This is a genomic window from Flavobacterium anhuiense, assembly GCF_050990855.1.
Classification (GTDB): Bacteria; Bacteroidota; Bacteroidia; order Flavobacteriales; family Flavobacteriaceae; genus Flavobacterium; species Flavobacterium anhuiense_C.
The window spans coordinates 1698763-1718533 of sequence record NZ_CP158861.1; the positions used below are offsets into that span (position 1 = coordinate 1698763).

At 34.9% G+C, this 19771-nt stretch carries 17 protein-coding genes; 11 read left to right on the top strand and 6 right to left on the bottom strand.

Annotation, left to right across the window (positions count from 1 at the left end):
* Positions 1-4 precede the first annotated feature (4 nt).
* The 9 genes from ABTV69_RS07595 (at position 5) to ABTV69_RS07635 (ending at position 12825) form a co-directional block, all read left to right on the top strand.
* A complete protein-coding gene (locus tag ABTV69_RS07595; protein WP_433835067.1) occupies positions 5-1513 on the top strand; it encodes a RagB/SusD family nutrient uptake outer membrane protein in 1509 nt (502 codons plus the stop codon).
* Positions 1514-1542: 29 nt separating this feature from the next.
* Positions 1543-2418, top strand: coding sequence for a hypothetical protein (locus ABTV69_RS07600; protein WP_433835068.1), 876 nt, complete (start codon positions 1543-1545; stop codon positions 2416-2418).
* Between the two features lie 149 nt (positions 2419-2567).
* Complete coding sequence (locus tag ABTV69_RS07605; RefSeq protein ID WP_433835070.1) at positions 2568-4022, top strand: glycoside hydrolase family 30 protein; 1455 nt, start codon at positions 2568-2570, stop codon at positions 4020-4022.
* Positions 4023-4108: 86 nt separating this feature from the next.
* Positions 4109-5551, top strand: coding sequence for a glycoside hydrolase family 30 protein (locus tag ABTV69_RS07610; protein WP_433835073.1), 1443 nt, complete (start codon positions 4109-4111; stop codon positions 5549-5551).
* Positions 5552-5579: 28 nt separating this feature from the next.
* Positions 5580-7049, top strand: coding sequence for a glycoside hydrolase family 30 protein (locus tag ABTV69_RS07615; RefSeq protein WP_433835075.1), 1470 nt, complete (start codon positions 5580-5582; stop codon positions 7047-7049).
* A 124-nt stretch (positions 7050-7173) separates the two neighbouring features.
* A complete protein-coding gene (locus ABTV69_RS07620) occupies positions 7174-8247 on the top strand; it encodes a glycoside hydrolase family 16 protein (RefSeq protein ID WP_433835077.1) in 1074 nt (357 codons plus the stop codon).
* 72 nt (positions 8248-8319) lie between these two features.
* Positions 8320-9159, top strand: a complete 840-nt coding sequence (locus ABTV69_RS07625; RefSeq protein WP_433835079.1) for an endonuclease/exonuclease/phosphatase family protein — start codon at positions 8320-8322, stop codon at positions 9157-9159.
* Position 9160: 1 nt separating this feature from the next.
* Complete coding sequence (locus tag ABTV69_RS07630; RefSeq protein WP_433835081.1) at positions 9161-10585, top strand: glycoside hydrolase family 30 protein; 1425 nt, start codon at positions 9161-9163, stop codon at positions 10583-10585.
* Positions 10586-10596: 11 nt separating this feature from the next.
* Positions 10597-12825: a glycoside hydrolase family 3 N-terminal domain-containing protein gene (locus ABTV69_RS07635; protein WP_433835083.1), complete on the top strand. Its 2229-nt coding sequence runs from the start codon at positions 10597-10599 to the stop codon at positions 12823-12825.
* A 49-nt stretch (positions 12826-12874) separates the two neighbouring features.
* Here the strand turns inward: ABTV69_RS07635 and ABTV69_RS07640 are convergent, their stop codons facing one another.
* The gene (locus tag ABTV69_RS07640; protein WP_433835085.1) at positions 12875-14896 is read right to left on the bottom strand and encodes a hypothetical protein; all 2022 of its coding nucleotides are present in this window, start codon (positions 14894-14896) and stop codon (positions 12875-12877) included.
* A 147-nt stretch (positions 14897-15043) separates the two neighbouring features.
* Positions 15044-15301 (bottom strand): hypothetical protein, encoded by a 258-nt coding sequence (locus ABTV69_RS07645; RefSeq protein WP_433835087.1) that lies wholly within the window; start codon positions 15299-15301, stop codon positions 15044-15046.
* Positions 15302-15588: 287 nt separating this feature from the next.
* On the opposite strand from ABTV69_RS07645, the gene ABTV69_RS07650 reads away from it, so the two are divergent.
* Together ABTV69_RS07650 and ABTV69_RS07655 are read left to right on the top strand one after the other, a co-directional pair.
* Positions 15589-16344, top strand: a complete 756-nt coding sequence (locus tag ABTV69_RS07650) for an NUDIX hydrolase (RefSeq protein WP_433835089.1) — start codon at positions 15589-15591, stop codon at positions 16342-16344.
* A 30-nt stretch (positions 16345-16374) separates the two neighbouring features.
* On the top strand, positions 16375-16695 hold the full coding sequence (locus ABTV69_RS07655) for an MmcQ/YjbR family DNA-binding protein (RefSeq protein ID WP_433835091.1): 321 nt from the start codon (positions 16375-16377) through the stop codon (positions 16693-16695).
* Between the two features lie 4 nt (positions 16696-16699).
* Here ABTV69_RS07655 and ABTV69_RS07660 read toward each other — a convergent pair whose 3' ends face one another.
* From ABTV69_RS07660 to ABTV69_RS07675, 4 genes are all read right to left on the bottom strand, one after another.
* Complete coding sequence (locus ABTV69_RS07660; RefSeq protein WP_433835093.1) at positions 16700-17308, bottom strand: alpha-ketoglutarate-dependent dioxygenase AlkB family protein; 609 nt, start codon at positions 17306-17308, stop codon at positions 16700-16702.
* Complete coding sequence (locus ABTV69_RS07665; protein WP_433835095.1) at positions 17295-17540, bottom strand: Ada metal-binding domain-containing protein; 246 nt, start codon at positions 17538-17540, stop codon at positions 17295-17297. Before ABTV69_RS07665 ends, ABTV69_RS07660 begins: the two co-directional genes overlap by 14 nt.
* Before the next feature lie 216 nt (positions 17541-17756).
* Positions 17757-18470: a 2OG-Fe(II) oxygenase gene (locus tag ABTV69_RS07670; RefSeq protein ID WP_433835097.1), complete on the bottom strand. Its 714-nt coding sequence runs from the start codon at positions 18468-18470 to the stop codon at positions 17757-17759.
* Between the two features lie 204 nt (positions 18471-18674).
* A complete protein-coding gene (locus ABTV69_RS07675) occupies positions 18675-19517 on the bottom strand; it encodes a bifunctional helix-turn-helix domain-containing protein/methylated-DNA--[protein]-cysteine S-methyltransferase (protein WP_433835099.1) in 843 nt (280 codons plus the stop codon).
* Positions 19518-19771 lie beyond the last annotated feature (254 nt).

Sequence of the window (19771 nt, forward strand, 5' to 3'; positions counted from 1 at the left end):
AATCATGAAAACGATAAAATTTAAATATATATATGTGGCTGTAGCAATGGTCATTCTAGGATCTTGCTCTGAAGATTTTGTGACCACAAATCCAGAAGGGAAATTTGATACAAGTACATACTTTTCTAATGAACAACAGTGTTACGCTGCTTTAGTTGGAGTTTATGATCCGTTGAGAAAAAACACAGGAGGTTTTGAAAATTTAGTAGCAATGCTAAATGCTGGTTCTGATGATTTTTATGCTGGTGGAGGTAGTTCAACAGATGGAACAGGAATTCAAAATTTCTCTACACATTCACTTTCTTCAGTTACTATTCCTGCAAGTTATTGGAACGATCATTATCAAGGTATTTCTAGAGCAAATCTTTTATTAGTAAAGTTACCAGCTGCTTCAATGAACGATGCGGTTAGAAGCAGATTTGCAGCAGAAGCTAAAACTTTACGTGCATTTTACTATTTCAATTTAGTAAGATTGTTCAAAAACCTTGCATTAGTTTTAGAACCATTATCTACAGAAACGATCTATAATCCGGAGCAAGTTGCACCAGAGGTAATTTATGCTCAAATAGAAAAAGATTTAACAGAAGCAATTGCATCTTTACCAAATACGGTTGATCCAAAGACAGAAGCTGGAAGATTTAACAAAGGAGCTGCACAAGCACTTCTAGGAAAAGTCTATTTGTATGAAGGTAAAAAACCTCAGGCAGCAGCAGTTTTGGCTGAAGTTAATGGAACTCCAGGAGCTGTAAACCAATACGGTAATGAATTGTTGGAAGACTATAATGATTTATGGGTAACATCAAACAAATTTAACGCAGAGTCATTAATCGAAGTATCTCACAGTAGTGCTGGTAACTCAGATTGGACATTCTGGGGAAGTGGTAAAGACGAAGGAAACTCTTTAAACATCATGGTTGGACCTAGAGGATATTCTAGACCAAAAGGTTCAGATGCACCAGATCTTCCAGCAGGATGGGCTTTCAACGTACCAACTCAAAAATTATATGATGCGATGCAGGGAGATCCACGTAAAGATGCTACAATTTTGGATTTAAAAGCATTAAAAGCAGCAGGAAAGGCAGATTATATTCCGGCTTATCAAGATACTGGATATTTCTTGAACAAATATCTTCCAAGACAGTCAGATGTAAGTACAGGTGGAGGTAACTCAGAGCTGAACTATAAACAAAACTCTTATGTAATTAGACTTGCAGATACTTACTTAATGGAAGCAGAAGCTTTAGGATCTGGACCAAGAGCACAAGCTTTACTTGATGCGGTAAGAGCTAGAGTTGGATTAACATCAGTTCCTGTAACATTGGCAGCTATCAAACACGAAAGAAGAATGGAGTTGGCTGGAGAAGGACATAGATTTTTCGATTTAGTTAGATGGGGAGATGCAGCAGCAGCACTATCGGATAGAGGTTTTGATGCTGGAACAGATGAGATTTTCCCAATTCCGTACACAGAACTTAACGGTACTAAATTGAAACAAAATCCTAACTACCAATAGTATTTACTAATTAACCAAAACAAAAAGAAATGAACCTAAATATATATTTTAGAAAAAGTGTATACCTAATGCTAGCTTTAGCATTAGGAACACTAAACAGCTGTAGCGAAGAAGTTAATGAGAATCCACTTGTTGCTACAAATGTTGATGCTTCGTTTACAATAACACCAGTTGCAGGCGCTATGAATACTTATCTTCTAACGGCACAACCAGTAGGAGTTATTTCTTCAAAATGGGATACGGGTGACGGTGCTAGCCCTGGAAAAATGAATCAAGTGATTTCCTTACCAGATGCAGGAACCTATACAGTTACACATACAGCTATTGGAGCAGGAGCTGCAATGGCAACTTCTTCTCAGCAAATCGTAGTAGCTCAAACAGATCCTGCAAAAGGAAATTTAGTGCAAGGCGGAACTTTTGCAACTGCTGCAGATGTAGCTAAATGGACTAGTGCACAATTAAGCCCATCTGGTGCAGCTTTTTGGACTTTTGCTAATAAAAGTGCGACAATTTACTCTCCAGGCGGATGGGCTCAAGAAGGAATTTATCAAGCTATCGAAGTTGTAAAAGATAGAGAATACACTATCGATATGACGGTTTCTTGCCCTGCTGGTTTAGATCAAACCTTTTTTGAAGTATACGCTGGTAAATCTGTGCCAAAACCAGGTGTTGAATATAAAGACAACTTAGTGATGGGTATTGGTACTTGGGATGGTTGTGGAACAGCTAAGTTTTCAGGAAAATTATCTGGAATTGGATGTAAGAAAAACGCAGCTACAGATACAGTTTCTAACGTAGTTAAATTCTCTGAAAGCGGAACAATATATCTTTTAATTAGATCAGGAAGTAATGCAACTGGTAACGAACCAATTACTGTTACAAAAATTGAGTTCAGAGGAAAATAAAAAGTTAAGTTAAGTTTAAGTTTAAGTTTGGTTGTAAATAGCCCATAATCATTATGAGTATGGGCTATTTTTTAAATCCTTCAAAAGGGTAGAACTCGTTTTTTGATTTCTTCTAAACTTCAATTTAAAAACATAATAATTAGAAGCGAATGAAAAAAAATAGCCTAAAAATTATATGCCTTTTGTTTTCTGCTGCAGCTTTTGCACAACAGCCAAAAACAAAGAAAGAGTTTACAACCGACGGCAAAAAAATAACCGTTTATACTACAGCAGAAAACTCTAAGTTGCGATTAACTACTACAGATAATTTGACTTTTTCTGCAGCAAAGCAGCCTCTAGAAACTGAAACGTCTATTTTTGTACAGCCATCAAAAAAGTTTCAGACTTTTATGGGAATAGGAGGAGCTATCACAGATGCTAGCGCCGAGATATTTGCTAAACTTTCAAAAGAAAAACAAGCAGAATTTTTAAATGCTTACTACGATCAACAAAAAGGTATTGGCTATTCTTTGCTAAGAACAACGATTCAAAGTTCTGATTTTAGCAGTGGAAGCTATTCTTACATTGAAGAAGGAGATAAAGATTTGAAGACTTTTTCGATTGATCACGACAGGCAATACAGAATTCCTTTAATTAAACAGGCCATTCAAAAAGCAGGTGGAAAGCTTACAACTTATGTTGCGCCTTGGTCGCCAAATGCTTTTATGAAAAGCAACAAAAATGTATTGAAAGGAGGGACCTTACTTCCTGAATACTATCAAACTTGGGCTAATTTTTATGTGAAATTTATTAAAGCTTACGAAAAAGAAGGCATTCCGATTTGGGGGACTTCTACTCAAAATGAACCAATGGCGGTGCAGACTTGGGAATCTTGTATTTATACAGCAGAAGCCGAAAGGGATTTTATCAAAAATTACCTTGGACCAACTTTGAAAAAAGAAAACCTTGGAGATAAAAAAATCGTAGTTTGGGATCATAACCGTGATTTGATGAATTATCGCGCCAACGTAATTTACTCAGATCCTGAAGCATCAAAATATGTTTGGGGAATGGGATTTCACTGGTACGAAACTTGGTCTGGCGGTGCGCCGATGTTTGATAATGTAGGGAAAGTAAATGAAGCCTATCCAGACAAAAAACTGATGTTTACTGAAGGTTGCATCGAGAAATTTGACGCATCAAAATATCAATTTTGGGGTAATGCAGAACGTTACGGAATCAATATGATTCATGATTTTAATAACGGAACAGTGGCTTGGACAGATTGGAATATCCTTTTAGACCAAAATGGAGGGCCTAATCATGTTGGAAATTTCTGTTTTGCACCAATTCATGCAGACACTACAACAGGAGAATTAATTTACACTCCATCTTACTATTACATTGGGCACTTTTCAAAGTTCATTCGCTTAAATGCTGTTCGCGTAAGTACAGCTGCAAGCAAAAGCACTTTATTAAGCACTTCTTTCTTAAATGCTGACGGGACAATGGCAACCATTGTCATGAACCAATCAGCTAATGATCTTACATACAATTTAATTATTGGTGATAAAAAGGCAGAAGTAAAAATTCCGCCTCATGCTATACAGACACTTGTTTATTAATATTTTGTAGTGAAGTAATGAAGAAGGCTAATTTGAATTAGTTATTAGCCTTCTATTTGCTTTACCTTAAAACTGTTTATAGAAATATGAAAGTTACAACTCAAATATTGCTATCAACCTTTGCCTTTATTCTAGTAAGCTGTTTTAACTCAGAAATAATAGCTCAAAAAAATAATAAAATAAAGGTTTTTACTACTGCGGAAAACACAAACTGGAAATTGTCATTAACAAATGATTTGATTTCAAACAGCACAGCAAAAATACCAGCAGTATCTATTATTGTTAATACTAAAAAAACAGACCAAACCTTCCTCGGAATTGGAGGTGCAATTACAGATGCAAGTGCAGAAGTTTTTGCAAAACTTTCGCCTAAAAAACAGCAGGAATTCGTAACTGCTTATTACGATAAAAACAAAGGGATTGGATATACTTTGGCTAGAACAAACATTCACAGTTGCGATTTCAGCAGTGATAGCTATACTTATGTTTCTGAAGGAGACAAAGATTTGAAGACTTTTAATATAAACCACGATCGTAAATATAGAATTCCCTTAATTAAAAAAGCAATCGAAACAGCCGGCGGGAAACTAACCTTATTTGTTAGCCCATGGAGTCCCCCAGCTTTTATGAAAGACAATAATGATATTTTGCACGGCGGCGTTTTATTGCCTGAATTTGCTCCAGCTTGGGCAATGTATTATACGAAGTTTATAAAAGAATACGAAAAAGAAGGAATTCCGATTTGGGGCTTGACCGTTCAGAACGAACCAATGGCGAGACAAAGGTGGGAATCTTGTATTTACACTCCAGAAGCAGAAAGCGATTTTCTTAAAAATCATCTTGGGCCAACTTTAGAAAAAGAAGGTTTAGGTTCTAAAAACGTTATTATTTGGGATCACAATCGCGGAGATATGCTAACCAAAAGAGCTGATCTTGTTTTCTCAGATCCTGAAGTTTCAAGATATGCTTGGGGAATTGGATTTCATTGGTATGAAACTTGGAATGGAGGTCCGCCTCAATTTGAATCTGTCGCGAAAGTTCATGAAGCATTTCCAAACAAAAATCTTCTATTTACCGAAGGCTGTATCGAAAAGTTTGATGCTTCTAAATATCAATTTTGGGGCAATGCAGAGCGTTACGGAATCAATATGATTCATGATTTTAATAATGGAACTGTCGGTTGGACAGACTGGAATATTCTTTTAGACGAAAAAGGCGGCCCTAACCATGTTGGAAATTTCTGTTTTGCACCTATTCACGCCGATACAATAAAAGATGAGTTAATCTACACGCCAATGTATTATTATATTGGCCATTTCTCAAAATTCATTAGACCAAATGCAAAAAGAGTGGTGGAAACCATAAGCGATACATCTTTATTGAGTACTTCTTTTAAAAATTCTGACGGACAATTGATTATTATAATAATGAATCAATCTGAAAAAGAGATTGTTTATTCTATAGTAAATCAAACGAAAAAAACTACAATTACAATTCCGGCACACGCTATACAGACGGTAGTATACTAATCGTCAACTAACTAAATAACCGCGAAAAATGAAATTTAATTTAAAGAACTCCATAAAAGCATTTTTATTTATGGCTGCCGTATTGGCTCAAGTAAAATGCTCTTCTTCAAGCGATCCAGCAGAAAATCCGCCTGTAAATCCACCAGTAACGCCTCCAGTAGTGGTTACAAACGATGTTGATTTTTGGCTTACAAAAGGAAACCAAAGTGTTTTATTGGCAAAACAATCAGGAACATTAGGATTTGGTACAGCAGCAAATGCTTATGCAAATATTGAAGTGAACGCTGCGCAAAAATATCAGACTATTGATGGTTTTGGATATACGCTAACAGGAGGAAGTGTAGACGTTATAAATCAGTTAAACGCAACGAAAAGGACTGCTTTGTTAGAGGAACTATTTGGTTCTGGTGAAAATTCAATCGGAGTAAGTTACATCAGAATCAGTATTGGAGCTTCAGATTTAAGTGCGACCACTTATACTTATGATGACCTTGCAGCAGGACAAATAGATTTAAATCTGGAAAAATTCAGTTTGGAAAAAGATAAAAATCTAATTGCCATGCTAAAAGAAATTTTAGCAATTAATCCGAAGATTTTAATCTTGGCAACGCCTTGGTCTGCACCAGTTTGGATGAAAGACAATGCTAGCTTTAAAGGCGGAAAACTGAAAGTAGAATATTTTGATGTCTACGCTAAATATTTTGTGAAGTACGTTCAGCAAATGAAAGCAGAAGGAATTGCGATCGACGCTGTAACTCCTCAAAACGAACCTTTGCATGACGGAAATAATCCAAGTATGTATATGTCTGCTGTAGATCAAGGGAACTTTATTAAAAACAGTTTAGGACCTGCTTTTAAAGCTGCAAATCTAAACGTAAAGATTATTGCTTACGACCACAATTGCGATAATCCAAATTATCCAAAAGCAATTTTAGCAGATGCAGATGCATTTCCGTTTGTTGACGGATCGGCTTTCCACTTGTACGCAGGAGATATTAGTGCTTTAACTAATGTTTTTAATTCTTATCCCACTAAAAACGTCTATTTTACCGAACAATGGACTTCCTCAGAAGGCAGTTTTGATGGCGATTTAAAATGGCATCTTCGAAATGTAATTATCGGATCAATGAGAAACTACAGTAAGAACGCCCTTGAGTGGAATTTGGCCAACAATCAAAATTTTGGTCCCAATACCGATGGTGGCTGCACCATGTGCAAAGGGGCTATTACGATAACTTCTGGTGATAGTTTTCAACGCAATGTAGCGTACTATATTATTGCACATGCTTCAAAGTTTGTTCCAATGGGATCTACTAGAATTGAAAGTAATTCTGGTGGAAGCCTTCAGAATGTAGCTTTTATTACGCCCACAGGTTCTAAAGTATTGATTGTTGAAAATGACGGTGCTGCAACGGAAACTTTTAATATTAAATTTAATGGAAAATGGGTAACAACTTCGCTAGAGGCGGGATCAGTTGGAACGTATACTTGGAAATAGCCGTGTAAAAGTAAAATTCATTTTTAACCTGATTTTTTTTGTTATTAACAAAACAAAAAAGTAGAGGAAATAATATTTATCTTGATATTCAATTTATTAACTAAACCATTTAAATAGTAAAAAGATGAAAATGATTAATCTCGCAAATCGAGCAGGAGTATTTACTTTGATTCTATTGTTTATATTTCAGTCTTGCAGCAGTAACAACGATACAGCTACTAATCCTGAAACCGAAGTTCCAGATAAAATTTCTGTGCAAGTCGACGTAATTGGTAAAACCGCTGAAATGCCTAATGGAGACGGAAGCGGAAAAATTAATGTAAAGATTGACGCTCCAAATGCAAAATCATATAAGATTGTGGTGAACAACGAAACAAAAGAGTTTACAACGAACAATTTTACTTATGAATTTACGCAGCCGGGAACCAAAACATATGCGATTGAAGTTACTGCCTTTAATGGAGTAAAATATACGTACGCTTCTACAAACGTAAATATTTTTGTAGCAAGAAAATTAATCTGGTCAGATGAGTTTAATACAGATGGAGCTCCTGATTCTGATAAATGGGGATACGATTTAGGAAACGGAAACGGTTTTGGAAATAATGAATTGCAATATTACACCAACCGCCCTGAAAATGTAAAAATCGAAGGAGGCATTTTGAAAATTACAGCAATTAAAGAAAACTATCAAGGATTTCAATATACTTCAAGTAGAATGCTGACAAAAGGCAAGTTTTCTTTTAAATATGGAAGAGCAGAGATTCGTGCAAAATTGCCAGCTGGTGGTGGTACTTGGCCAGCTTTCTGGCTGCTTGGAGATAATATTGATACAGCAGGATGGCCATTATGCGGAGAAATTGACATTTTAGAATCGGTTGGAAATAATCCAAATGTTATCCATTCGTCACTGCATTCTCCTGGTCGCTCAGGAAATACGCCTGATACCAAAACAACAACAGCCTCAAATACGACAACTGAGTTTCATATTTATGCTGCTGAATGGGATGCCGAAAACATTAAATTTTATGTAGACGATAATTTGTTTTACACGTACAAAAACTCAAGTACAACTCCATTTAACGCTAAATTCTTTGTGATTGTAAATTTTGCAATGGGAGGAAACTTTGGAGGAACTGTAGATCCAAATTTTCAAAAAGCAACTTATGAAATTGATTATGTAAGAGTATACAATTAACATAACTTTTAAATAGATTTTTTTCTTTAAAGCCTCGTAAACACTAGCTTTACAAGATTAAAATTTTTTAACATGAAAAAGATAAACAAACTTGTTTTTGCAGTAATGCTGCTTTTAGCCGTGAACACATTTTATGGTCAGAATTTAAAGATTATGACTTACAATATCCGTTTGGATGTTGCTTCAGATGGAGAAAATGCGTGGCCAAATCGAAAAGATTATTTTACGTCTCAAATTGGTTTTTACAGTCCGGATGTTTTTGGAGTTCAGGAAGCAACACCAAATCAAGTGCTAGATATCGCATCGGCTTTGCCAAATTATAACAAGTTCGGAGTAGGAAGAGAAGAAGGTGGTTTAGGAGAAGCCTGCACGATCTACTATAAAAAAGACCGTTTTAAAGTCGAGCAGTCTAATACTTTTTGGTTATCTGAAACGCCAAACGTAGTTTCAAGAGGTTGGGATGCTGCTTGTAACAGAGTTTGCACATACGGACTTTTTAAAGATCTAAAAACTAAAAAAACATTTTGGGTTTTCAATTTGCATTTAGATCACATGGGTGAAGAAGCAAGAGTGAAAGGTGTACAGCTTGCTCTTTCTAAAATGAAGGAACTAAACACCAAAAATTACCCAGCTTTTTTAATGGGTGATTTCAATTCGGAACCTAACACAACACAAATTGGCGAAATCAAAAAAGTAATGGATGATACCAAAGACGTTTCAATAGAAAAACCTTTTGGACCTTCAGGAACTTTCAACGATTTCAAGCACAATGAACCCGTAACATTATTATTAGACTATATTTTTATTTCAAAAAATAGCGGTCTAAAAGTTCAAAAACACGCAGTGCTAAGTGATTCTAAAGATTTAAAATATCCTTCGGATCATTTGCCTGTCTTAATAGAAATAGATTAAAATGAAAAACATCAACAAAAAACTTCAAATCCTAGTTTTACTGCCTTTAATTGCAATGCAGTTCAACTGTGGATCTTCAACAAATGCTATAAAAAATACTGGAAAAGTTTCTTCTTGGATGACCACTACAGACGAAACTTCAAAACTTAAAAAACAAACCGATTTGGCTTTTGCATCAGAAACAAATTCAAATCAAACTATTGAAGTAAATCCAGTGGAGAAATTTCAAACTGTAGAAGGTTTTGGTTTTTCGTTAACAGGAGGAAGTGCTCAAGCCATTAAAAAATTGGATAAGTCAAAAAGAGAAGCGCTACTTCAAGAATTGTTCTCAAGAAAAGACAACGCAATTGGTTTAAGTTATTTAAGAATTAGTATTGGAGCATCAGATTTGAATGAAAAAGTTTTTTCGTATGATGATATGCCAGAGGGACAAATCGATTTGAAACTGGAACACTTTAATCTTGGACCAGATTTAGACGATGTAATTCCGGTTTTAAAAGAGATTTTAGCTATAAATCCTAAAATTAAAATTATGGGTTCTCCGTGGTCTCCGCCAGTTTGGATGAAAGACAACGGAAGCTCAAAAGGCGGAAGCTTACAGCCAAAATATTACCAAGTTTATGCAGAATATTTTGTGAAGTACATTCAAGCAATGAAATCTCACGGAATTGTTATTGATGCCATTACACCTCAAAACGAACCATTACACCCTGGAAACAACCCAAGTTTATTGATGTTGGCAGAACAGCAAGCCGATTTTATTGGAAATAATTTAGGTCCCGCTTTCGCGAAAGCAGGAATCAAAACCAAAATCATTGTTTACGATCACAACTGCAACAAACCAGAATATCCGTTGACAATTTTAAGAGATCCAAAAGCAAATCCGTTTGTAGCAGGATCAGCTTTTCACTTGTACGAAGGAGATATCAGTGCCTTGAGTACGGTTCATAACGAATTTCCAAATAAAGATTTGTATTTTACCGAGCAATACACAGGAACAGGAACCAACTTTGAAACAGATTTAAAATGGAGCGTGAAAAATGTGGTAATCGGGTCTATGAGGAACTGGAGTAAAAATGCACTTTCATGGGGTTTAGCAAATGATGAATTCTACAAACCTTTTACACCTGGAGGATGTTCCACTTGTAAAGGCGCTTTGATGATTGATCAAAATCAAAACATCAAAAGAGAAGTAGGATATTATATTATCGGGCATGCTTCTAAATTTGTTCCAGAAGGTTCGGTAAGAATTGGAAGTAATATTGCAGGAAACTTATACAATGTGGCTTTCAAAACTCCATCAGGACAAACTGTTTTAATTGTAGAAAACGATGGAGCTTCGGCAGAAACATTCAATATTAAATACAACCAACAACAAACCACAACCACACTAAACGCTGGAGCAGTCGCTACTTACGTTTGGTAAAAACTTAAACTATGAAAAAAGTAACCACAATTACGCTGTTTATGCTGTCCCTTATGGCGTCGGCTCAGCAGCAGTCAATAGATCAGAAAGTCAATGATCTGTTGAAGAAAATGACCATTGAAGAAAAAGTCGGCCAGCTGAATCAGTATACTGGAGACAATCAGGCAACTGGACCAATTACTATTAATCCGAACAAACAATCCGAAATCAAACAAGGTTTAATTGGTTCGATGTTAAATGTTATCGGAACCAAATATACCAGACAATATCAGGAATTGGCGATGCAGTCAAGACTTAAAATTCCGTTGTTGTTTGGACAAGATGTTATTCATGGTTACAAAACGACTTTCCCTCTTCCTTTAGCAGAAGCGGCAAGTTGGGATTTAGCAGCAATCGAATTAGGCGCAAGAGTTGCAGCTACAGAAGCAGCGGCGAGTGGAATTCATTGGACATTTGCTCCGATGGTTGATATTGGTCGCGATCCTCGTTGGGGACGTGTAATGGAAGGTGCGGGAGAAGATACTTATTTAGGTTCTAAAATTGCTTATGCACGTGTAAAAGGTTTTCAAGGAAATAAATTTGGTGAATTAAACTCTGTTATGGCTTGCGTAAAACACTTTGCGGCATACGGAGCAGGAGTTGGAGGAAGAGATTACAACTCAGTAGACATGAGTGAAAGAATGCTTTTGGAGACTTATTTGCCTCCGTTTAAAGCTGCTTTGGATGCTGGTGCTGCAACATTTATGAATTCATTTAATGATATTAACGGAATTCCTGCAACTGGAAATGCACATTTGCAAAGAGATATCTTAAAAGGAAAATGGAACTTTCAAGGTTTCGTAGTTTCAGATTGGGGATCAATTGGCGAAATGGTAGCGCACGGTTATTCTAAAGATTTAAAAGAAGCGGCTTACTCAGCTATTACTGCGGGTAGCGATATGGATATGGAGAGTAACGCATACCGTTATAATCTAGCTCAGTTAGTAAAAGAAGGACGAGTTTCTATTGATTTGGTTGATGATGCGGTAAGACGTATTCTTCGCAAGAAATTCGAATTGGGATTATTTGATGATCCTTACAAATATTCTGATGAAAAACGTGAAGAAAAAGCTTTAAATAATCCAGAGCACCGAAAAGTGGCCCGCGAAATGGCAGAGAAAAGTATTGTTTTGTTGAAGAACGAAAACCAGACTTTACCCATTTCTAAAAGCGTAAAAACAATTGCGTTTATTGGACCAATGGTAAAAGAATACAAAGCCAATATGGGATTTTGGGCTGTAGAATTACCAGAAGTAAATTATAATAAATGGGTAGTTTCACAATGGGACGGTCTTCAAAATAAAGTAGGCAAAAACACGAAGTTATTGTATGCAAAGGGTTGTGATGTTATTGGCGACAATAAAGATGGTTTTGCAGAGGCAGTTGAAACAGCCAAACAAGCTGACGTTGTCATTTTGAGTATTGGTGAAAGACATGATATGAGTGGTGAGGCAAAAAGCCGAAGCGATATTCATTTGCCAGGTGTTCAAGAAGAGTTAGTAAAAGCAGTTATGGCAACAGGAAAGCCTGTTGTCGTTTTAATAAATGCTGGAAGACCTTTAGTTTTTAATTATACAGCAGATAATGTTCCAGCAATTCTATACACTTGGTGGTTAGGAACAGAAGCCGGAAATGCAATTGCAAATGTATTGTTTGGAGATTACAATCCGTCTGGAAAATTACCTATGACTTTCCCAAGAGAAGTAGGGCAAGTGCCAATTTATTACAACCACTTTAGCACAGGAAGACCAGCTAAAGATGAAAATTCAACAAACTATGTTTCGGCTTATATCGACTTGAAAAACTCTCCAAAATTTCCTTTTGGATATGGTTTAAGTTATACAACATTTGATTATTCTGGTTTGAAATTATCTTCGACTAAAATAAAAAGCAATGAAACAATTAAAGTTTCTTTCCAACTGAAAAATACTGGAAAAGTAGCTGGAGAAGAAGTAGCTCAGTTGTATTTAAAAGATAAGTTCGGATCTGTTGTACGACCAGTTTTAGAATTAAGAGATTTCCAAAAAGTAAAATTAAATGCAGGTGAATCTAAAACAATAGAATTCACAATTGACAAAGAGAAGCTTTCTTTCTACAATAATAAATTAGAATGGGGAACTGAACCAGGAGATTTCGAAGTAATGATCGGAACTTCATCAGCAGATATCAAATTAAAATCTGATTTTGAATTAGTAAATTAAGTTTAAAAAAAACGGGGTCTTAAAAGGCCCCGTTTTTTTATGTCAAATTTTATTTTAGACGTTTCTTGAAACTGTATTTCAGCATATTCAATAAACCTTCTTCGATAATATCAATTCCGATTCCGAAATTACTATCCGCAACTTCATGATGCGCATTTCTAAAATCTTCAAAATCTTCACTTGGAATTTCTAAATTGATCAATGGTTTAAAATCAATACTTGTAGAAGCACCATTTTTAGTTACTTTTTTGCGACTTGTAAAATCAAAATAAGGATTTGTAATTGTACTTTCTTGAATTGTATATTTCTCCTGTGTATCTATTTTTTGATCTGTCGTTAAGTTGATTTCGTATTTCTCGTTATCAAAATTATGCCAGAACGAAAGATCGGTGTGCATAAAATCGCGAGCATTATTTTTAACTACATTGCGATCAAAATACATTAAAAAACGATTTTTTTCAGCATCTGTAAAGTATGGGTTCTCGATTGTGGCATTGTACTGAATGGTAAACTCGTTCAGTTTTTTGTCATCGCTTACAATTTCAATTGATGCCTCTTTAAAAATGGTTCTGATATCAGTTCCGTTTCTATCATTAGAATAATTTAAAGTATAAAACAAGAAATTATTCCAGCTGTCTATGATTTCTCTTTTGTTTGTATTTTTGAAATATTTGCGCATATAATTGGCACGATTTCCTTTGTAAGTCGTAACCAATTTTAATGTTCCAGTATTGTTTTGAGCAGTTAAATCAGCTTTCTCATTTATACCATAATAAGGAAATTTGTAAGGCTCTTTAATTTGTAATTCCAGATTTGGTTTCACTTCCAGATAATGCATAAAATAGATGTAACCGCGATTTTCAATTAATCCAAATTCATCTCTCGAAGTAGCATCAACAAAATAGGTTTCGCCTTTATAATTGATTTTTACAATTACGTGATTAAAAGTCAATAAAGACGGAAGGTAATATTTAATGTAATGATCAGAATTGAAATTAACCAAAACTACAGAAGAATCAATATTGATATAATCTAAAACCACTTTCAATAAAACCGATTTTGCTTTGCAATCTCCTTGTTTGTTTTCATAAGTTACCGATGGTTCTTGCGGTTTGTGGCCGTTCATTTCATCAGCATTAAAAATATAATAAACATGATTCTGTACATAATCAATTGCAAACTGTAATTTTTCGTCTTGATCGGCAATTGCATCCAGTTTCTCTACCAGTTTTGGAGCAAATTCGGTCAAAGAAGCTTTGCTGTAGATTTCTTCGTAAAGAGGAGAAATATAATTTGATAAATCAATCCAATTGCGATCTGTAGCAAAATCAATAAATGGAGCGATTTCTCGGTTAGAATCAAAAGAGTTAATGTAGTTTTCTTGTTCAATTACAAGTCTTTCTCCTTTTTTTAAGTGATTGATTTCTGGTTCCAAAACATTTCCTTCTTCATCTCTGTAAAATGTCTTTTTGTATGCGATTGGTTCTTTCCTGTCATTAATAAAAGAAAATTTGTACTTGCCGTAAGCCCAATATGTACTTGGCGTTACATATACATATTTAAGAAACTCTTTTCGCATAAAATCACGATCTGTAAAAACCTTTGTACGAGAATCTTCTGTAATTAAAACATCATAAAGACGCAAATCTTTAATAGTAATATTTACTTTCTTGTTGCTGCTTAGTATACCGCCTTCACTCTGGTTTTCACTGTCTAGAACTTTAATTTTAGTATCTTGAATTTTGTCAATCAAAACACCATCTCTTAAAACACTAATTCTGTGTATTACGTAAGTTTCATTTTCTTCTACAACAACATCACGTACCGAAGCACTTTCAAGATTTGAAGGTTCGTTAAGTGTATAAGCAACGCAAGCATATTCACTGTTTTCAGTATCGCTTGTGTAGTAAATTTTATCTAAGAAGTAGCAGAAATCGCGGCCTTCTTCAACTTGCTTGTTAGAGAAATCGGATTCTTTGATATATTCGATAAGCTGATCGTCATTAATTATTGGAGCCCAATTTTCTGGTTTTTGAATTTTGTAACTTTCTGAGTCAATGATATTTTCCATGTACTTTTTCTATAGGTGTATATTCTTACGTTCAAAACAGCTAAAATAAGTAATAAATAACCATTTTCTTTCATGCTAGTATGAAATTTATAATAAAAAACCTCACCGAAGTGAGGCCCGTATTATAAATTATAAAAATGCGTAGTATTATTTTAAGACTGTATTTATAAAATCCATTGCGCCAATTCCTTTATAAGATGCATACAACGCTTTTTCGTAAGCTTCTCTTTTTGCTTTTTTATCTTTTGCATCAGTTTCAACAATCATTTCGTTGAAAATTCGCTCCTGTTCTTCACTATATTTTAGAGATTCTTCCAGAAGATAGGTTTTCGAAACAAATCCGAACGAAGACCAGATTCTCGTTGTAATTTTTTTGTTGATGTCTTTTAAAGGATTGGTAATCATAACTTCTGTATTTAGATTTCTACGCTCACTTGAAGAAAAATGGAAACAGCTTGTATTATTTTTCTTTGTATTTGATCTTAATTTTAAAAATTAAAATCAATAATGTGTTATTATGACGCAATGTACTTATTTTTTTTAAATTTGATTTTAAATTTTCGTTAAAATTGTAGTTTCAACACTTCTGTTTTTTACTGAAAATTAGCCCTTTGTTTTTAGAAAATATTTGAGGTTTATAAAAATGAAGTAAATTGCAACGTTATTAAAATAAAGAATTCATACAAAATCGGATGTTAAAAGACATTTTAGATAATAACGAAAATTACCAACCAGGACTTTCGATAGATTGTGTCATTTTTGGTTTTCATGATAATCAGTTAAAAGTTTTATTGATTAAAGTGGAACGCGCCAATAAATGGTCTTTGCCCGGCGGATTTATTCCTGTAGATCAAGATATTGATACGGCAGCAATCACGGTTTTGAATGGTAGAACAGGTGTTGACGGTGTATTTTTAAGGCAATTTGCAACCTTTGGAAAAGTAAATCGAAACAAGCAGCATTTTGATAAAAAAGCGCTCGAATATCTGCAAATTGAAGAAGAAAAAGGAAAATGGCTCACTCGCCGTTTTGTTACAATTGGATATTATGCTTTGGTAGATTTTTCTAAAATTCTTCCAAATCCGACAGGAAGATATGAAGTCGTTGAATGGATTGATCATAACGAAGTTCCAGAATTGATTTTAGATCATAAAGAAATTCTCGACAAAGCATTGGATACTTTACGAACAGAATTGAATTTAATGCCAGTTGGTTACAATTTATTGCCAGAGAAATTTACCATTCCAGAATTGCAAAAATTGTATGAAACGATTTTGGATAAAAAACTAGATCGAAGAAACTTTTTACGCAAAATTACCAATATCGGAATCCTTACTAAATTGGATGAAAAGAAAAGTAACGTTGCGCACAAAGCACCAAATTTGTATTCTTTTGATAAAGAAAAATACGATGAGGTGCTGAAAAACGGCCTCAATCAGGGCTGGTAATAGTTAGTTTTAATCTTTAAAATGATATTTATGGTTTCAATTGAAGAATTCAGAAAATTAGCAATGTCATTTCCAGATGCAACCGAAGAGCCTCATTTTGAGAAAACTTCCTTCAGAATCAAAAAGAAGATTTTTGCCACTTTTGATGAAAAAAACAATCACGCCGTATTAAAATTAAACGAAATAGACCAGTCTGTTTTTTGTTCGTCAAGCGAAAAGATTTTCTATGAAGTTCCCAATAAATGGGGAAAACAAGGCTGGACCATTGTTGAACTTTCAAGAGTAAGACCCGAAATGTTTGAGGATGCTTTAATACTTTCGTATGAAAATGTTGCCACAAAAAAGAAATAACATGTTATCTCACAATCGTTCTAAAAGTCAGATTTACTCGAGGTTTTTGAGTGCTTTTTGTCGGAGGTAATCGATGCAACCAATACGTTTGCGTTTCATCTTTCATGACCAATAAACTTCCATGTTCCAAAATCATTGAAACTGTTTCTTTAGATTCTTTATGTTTAAAAGCAAACTTGCGTTCTGCACCAAAACTTACCGATCCAATGGCACCATTTTTCTTTAAATCTTTTTCAGCATCGCTGTGCCACGCCATTCCTTCTTCGCCAGTATGATATAAATTTAGTAGACAAGAATTGAACGTTTCTCCCGTTTTTTCTTCAATAATTTTCTTTAATTCCAAAAGTTCAGGAGTCCAAGGCAATGCTTTTTTGGTGGTATTCGAATACGTATATTCAAATTCCTCATCGCCGTACCAAGCCACTTTTCGTTTGGTTAAAATCAATTTTCCGAAGATAACAGCTTCATCATTTTTCCATTCGATGGTGTTCAATAAAGTATCACGATAGAAATCTGCTTCCTGTCTAGAGAAGCATTTTCCATAATAATTCACCGTCCCATCTTTCGGAAGCAGGTTTGTTGTTTCGTCTATTTGAGGATTAAATAAGTCCATTTTTCCAGTTTTGATATTCGGTTTTCATGCAATGTCCGCAAGGTCTGAAACCATTCTCTCGGGCTTCATTTTCAGATAGAAAGAAAACCCGATTTTCCCGTTTCATTCTCTTTCCCGAAGAACATTTCAGTGTTCCGTAGATTTTTAATTTTCGGTTGCCACCAAAGCAAATTTCGCCATTTTTAATTTTATTTCGAAGATCGGAATCTGAAATTTCATAATGTTGTACCATTTCTTTTTTAGGTGTTTTTTATCGTAGAGACGCACTGCAGTGCGTCTACGCAAAGATTGTCCAGCATCTAACTATAATTTATTAATTTTGCCACAGATTATATGGATTATAATGATTAAAAAATCTGTTTAAATCTGCCAAATCTGCGAGAAAAATTTCTTTGTAGATTAGCGTTGCGTAGACGCACTGCAGTGCGTCTCTACGATATGCTTTGTGTTAAGACAATCCGTCATGGAAAATAATCCCCAACGTATATCTTTCCCCCGAATGAATTTCACTTACACCATGTTTCATATTGACACGATAATACCCTTTTGTTCCTTTCACAGGTCTGAAGTTGGTTGTGAAAACGAGAATATCTCCCTTTTTAGGTTTTAAAACAATCGCTTTTGATTGCGCTCTAGGCGTTTGTTGTGTTAAAACAAATTCGCCTCCAGTAAAATCTTTGTCAGGTTCATTTAGAAAAAGTACAATTTGAATTGGAAAATAAACGTCTCCATATAAATCCTGATGCAAAGTATTGAAACCGCTTTTGCCGTATTTTAGAATTAAAACCGTCGCTTTCAATTGATTATTTTCATGACATTGCTGTAATAATTCGGAATGATGTATTGGAAAAACTTTACTGATATTCAAAGCTTTCATCCAAGAATTAGCAATCGGAGCCAGTTTAGGATAAATAGAAGAACGAATATCCTGAATCAAATCGGGCAAGGGATAATTGAAATATTTGTATTCTCCTAAACCGAAGCGATAGCGTTCCATAACTACGGTTTTTCGATATAAATTTGGATTGTCATAATCGAATTTTAAGTCTTCGCATTGTTCATTATTTAGGATATTTGGAATAATGGCAAAACCATTTTCGTGCATAGATTCGGTGATGCTTTCCCAATTTTGAGAAGCAATTTTTGATTGTATATTTTGCATAAAATGAGAAATTAATTTTTTTTATTGTAGAGACGCACTGCAGTGCGTCTACTCAAAGATTGGCCTTTTTTTGCCACAGATTAAAGGATTACAATGATTAGAAAATCTGTCTAAATCTGCGAGAAAAAATATCTTTATGGATTATGATTGCGTAGACGCACTGCAGTGCGTCTCTATTATCATTGGAATTTGGAATTTCTTCTTTTAAGGATTTATTTGCGCGCCTTCCCAGCCGATAATAGCTGTTTTTCGGGTATTTCCCCACATATAACCGCCAAATGTTCCTGAGGATTGGATAACACGATGACATGGAATTAAAAATGCAACAGGATTACTTCCAATAGCTGTTCCAACGGCGCGAGATGCATTTGGTTTCTGAATTTGATTTGCGATAGAACCGTAAGTAGACAATTGTCCCATTGGGATTTTGAGTAAAGCTTCCCAGACTTTTAGTTGAAAATCGGTTCCTTTTAAATGCAGTTTAATTTCGGATAATTTGCTCCAATCGTTTTGAAAAATAAATAGCGCATTTTGTTGCGATAAATCGAGTTTTTTAGAAAATTGGGCGTTCGGAAATTTATCTTGTAAAGCGATAAATCCAGTCGTTTCATCTTCGGCGAAAGCCATAAAACAAACGCCTTTTTGTGTTGAAGCCACAACAATATTGCCAAACGGACTTTCGGCAAAACTGTAATTTATGTCGAGATTTTTTCCTCCGTTTTTATATTCGGCAGGCGTCATTCCTTCGATGTTTACAAATAGATCATGAAGGCGACTGGTGCCCGAAAGACCTGTTTCAAAAGCGGTTTCAGAAACAGTTGCCTGATTTTCTTTGAGTAGTTTTTTGGCGTGTTCGATACTGGTATATTGCAAAAACTTCTTCGGACTTGTTCCTGCCCATTCGCTAAAAAGCCTTTGAAAGTGAAACGGACTCAAATGCACTTTTTCCGCAACTTCATCGAGATTGGGTTGATCCTTAAAATTAGCTTTGATATAATCTATAGCTTCAGCGATACGATTATAATTGATGGTTTCCTGTGTGTTCATCTTCTTTCCATTTTATAATACAAATATCGATTGGTTTTAGAAGGTATAAAATCTGAAACTTGCTTTGTTTTTTATAACCGCAAAAGGCGCTATGAATTACGCAAAGTTCGCAAATGTTTTTTTGGCTCGCAAAGTCGGGAAGGCGCAAAGTTTTTTTTAAAATTGTCATCCTGAGCGAAGTCGAAGGAACACAAAGATTGGTAAAACTTAAATAAAACCTTGCTCCCGAATTATCGGAATTGAGAAATGTATAT

What these genes read in the sequence shown, in the direction of transcription:
- ABTV69_RS07595 (WP_433835067.1), top strand. Translation starts at nt 5, where the DNA reads ATGAAAACGATAAAATTTAAATATATATATGTGGCTGTAGCAATGGTC.
- ABTV69_RS07670 (WP_433835097.1), bottom strand. Translation starts at nt 18,470, where the DNA reads ATGCAAAATATACAATCAAAAATTGCTTCTCAAAATTGGGAAAGCATC.
- ABTV69_RS07610 (WP_433835073.1), top strand. Translation starts at nt 4,109, where the DNA reads ATGAAAGTTACAACTCAAATATTGCTATCAACCTTTGCCTTTATTCTA.
- ABTV69_RS07600 (WP_433835068.1), top strand. Translation starts at nt 1,543, where the DNA reads ATGAACCTAAATATATATTTTAGAAAAAGTGTATACCTAATGCTAGCT.
- ABTV69_RS07605 (WP_433835070.1), top strand. Translation starts at nt 2,568, where the DNA reads ATGAAAAAAAATAGCCTAAAAATTATATGCCTTTTGTTTTCTGCTGCA.
- ABTV69_RS07615 (WP_433835075.1), top strand. Translation starts at nt 5,580, where the DNA reads ATGAAATTTAATTTAAAGAACTCCATAAAAGCATTTTTATTTATGGCT.
- ABTV69_RS07625 (WP_433835079.1), top strand. Translation starts at nt 8,320, where the DNA reads ATGAAAAAGATAAACAAACTTGTTTTTGCAGTAATGCTGCTTTTAGCC.
- ABTV69_RS07630 (WP_433835081.1), top strand. Translation starts at nt 9,161, where the DNA reads ATGAAAAACATCAACAAAAAACTTCAAATCCTAGTTTTACTGCCTTTA.
- ABTV69_RS07620 (WP_433835077.1), top strand. Translation starts at nt 7,174, where the DNA reads ATGAAAATGATTAATCTCGCAAATCGAGCAGGAGTATTTACTTTGATT.
- ABTV69_RS07650 (WP_433835089.1), top strand. Translation starts at nt 15,589, where the DNA reads ATGTTAAAAGACATTTTAGATAATAACGAAAATTACCAACCAGGACTT.
- ABTV69_RS07665 (WP_433835095.1), bottom strand. Translation starts at nt 17,540, where the DNA reads ATGGTACAACATTATGAAATTTCAGATTCCGATCTTCGAAATAAAATT.
- ABTV69_RS07655 (WP_433835091.1), top strand. Translation starts at nt 16,375, where the DNA reads ATGGTTTCAATTGAAGAATTCAGAAAATTAGCAATGTCATTTCCAGAT.
- ABTV69_RS07675 (WP_433835099.1), bottom strand. Translation starts at nt 19,517, where the DNA reads ATGAACACACAGGAAACCATCAATTATAATCGTATCGCTGAAGCTATA.
- ABTV69_RS07640 (WP_433835085.1), bottom strand. Translation starts at nt 14,896, where the DNA reads ATGGAAAATATCATTGACTCAGAAAGTTACAAAATTCAAAAACCAGAA.
- ABTV69_RS07645 (WP_433835087.1), bottom strand. Translation starts at nt 15,301, where the DNA reads ATGATTACCAATCCTTTAAAAGACATCAACAAAAAAATTACAACGAGA.
- ABTV69_RS07660 (WP_433835093.1), bottom strand. Translation starts at nt 17,308, where the DNA reads ATGGACTTATTTAATCCTCAAATAGACGAAACAACAAACCTGCTTCCG.
- ABTV69_RS07635 (WP_433835083.1), top strand. Translation starts at nt 10,597, where the DNA reads ATGAAAAAAGTAACCACAATTACGCTGTTTATGCTGTCCCTTATGGCG.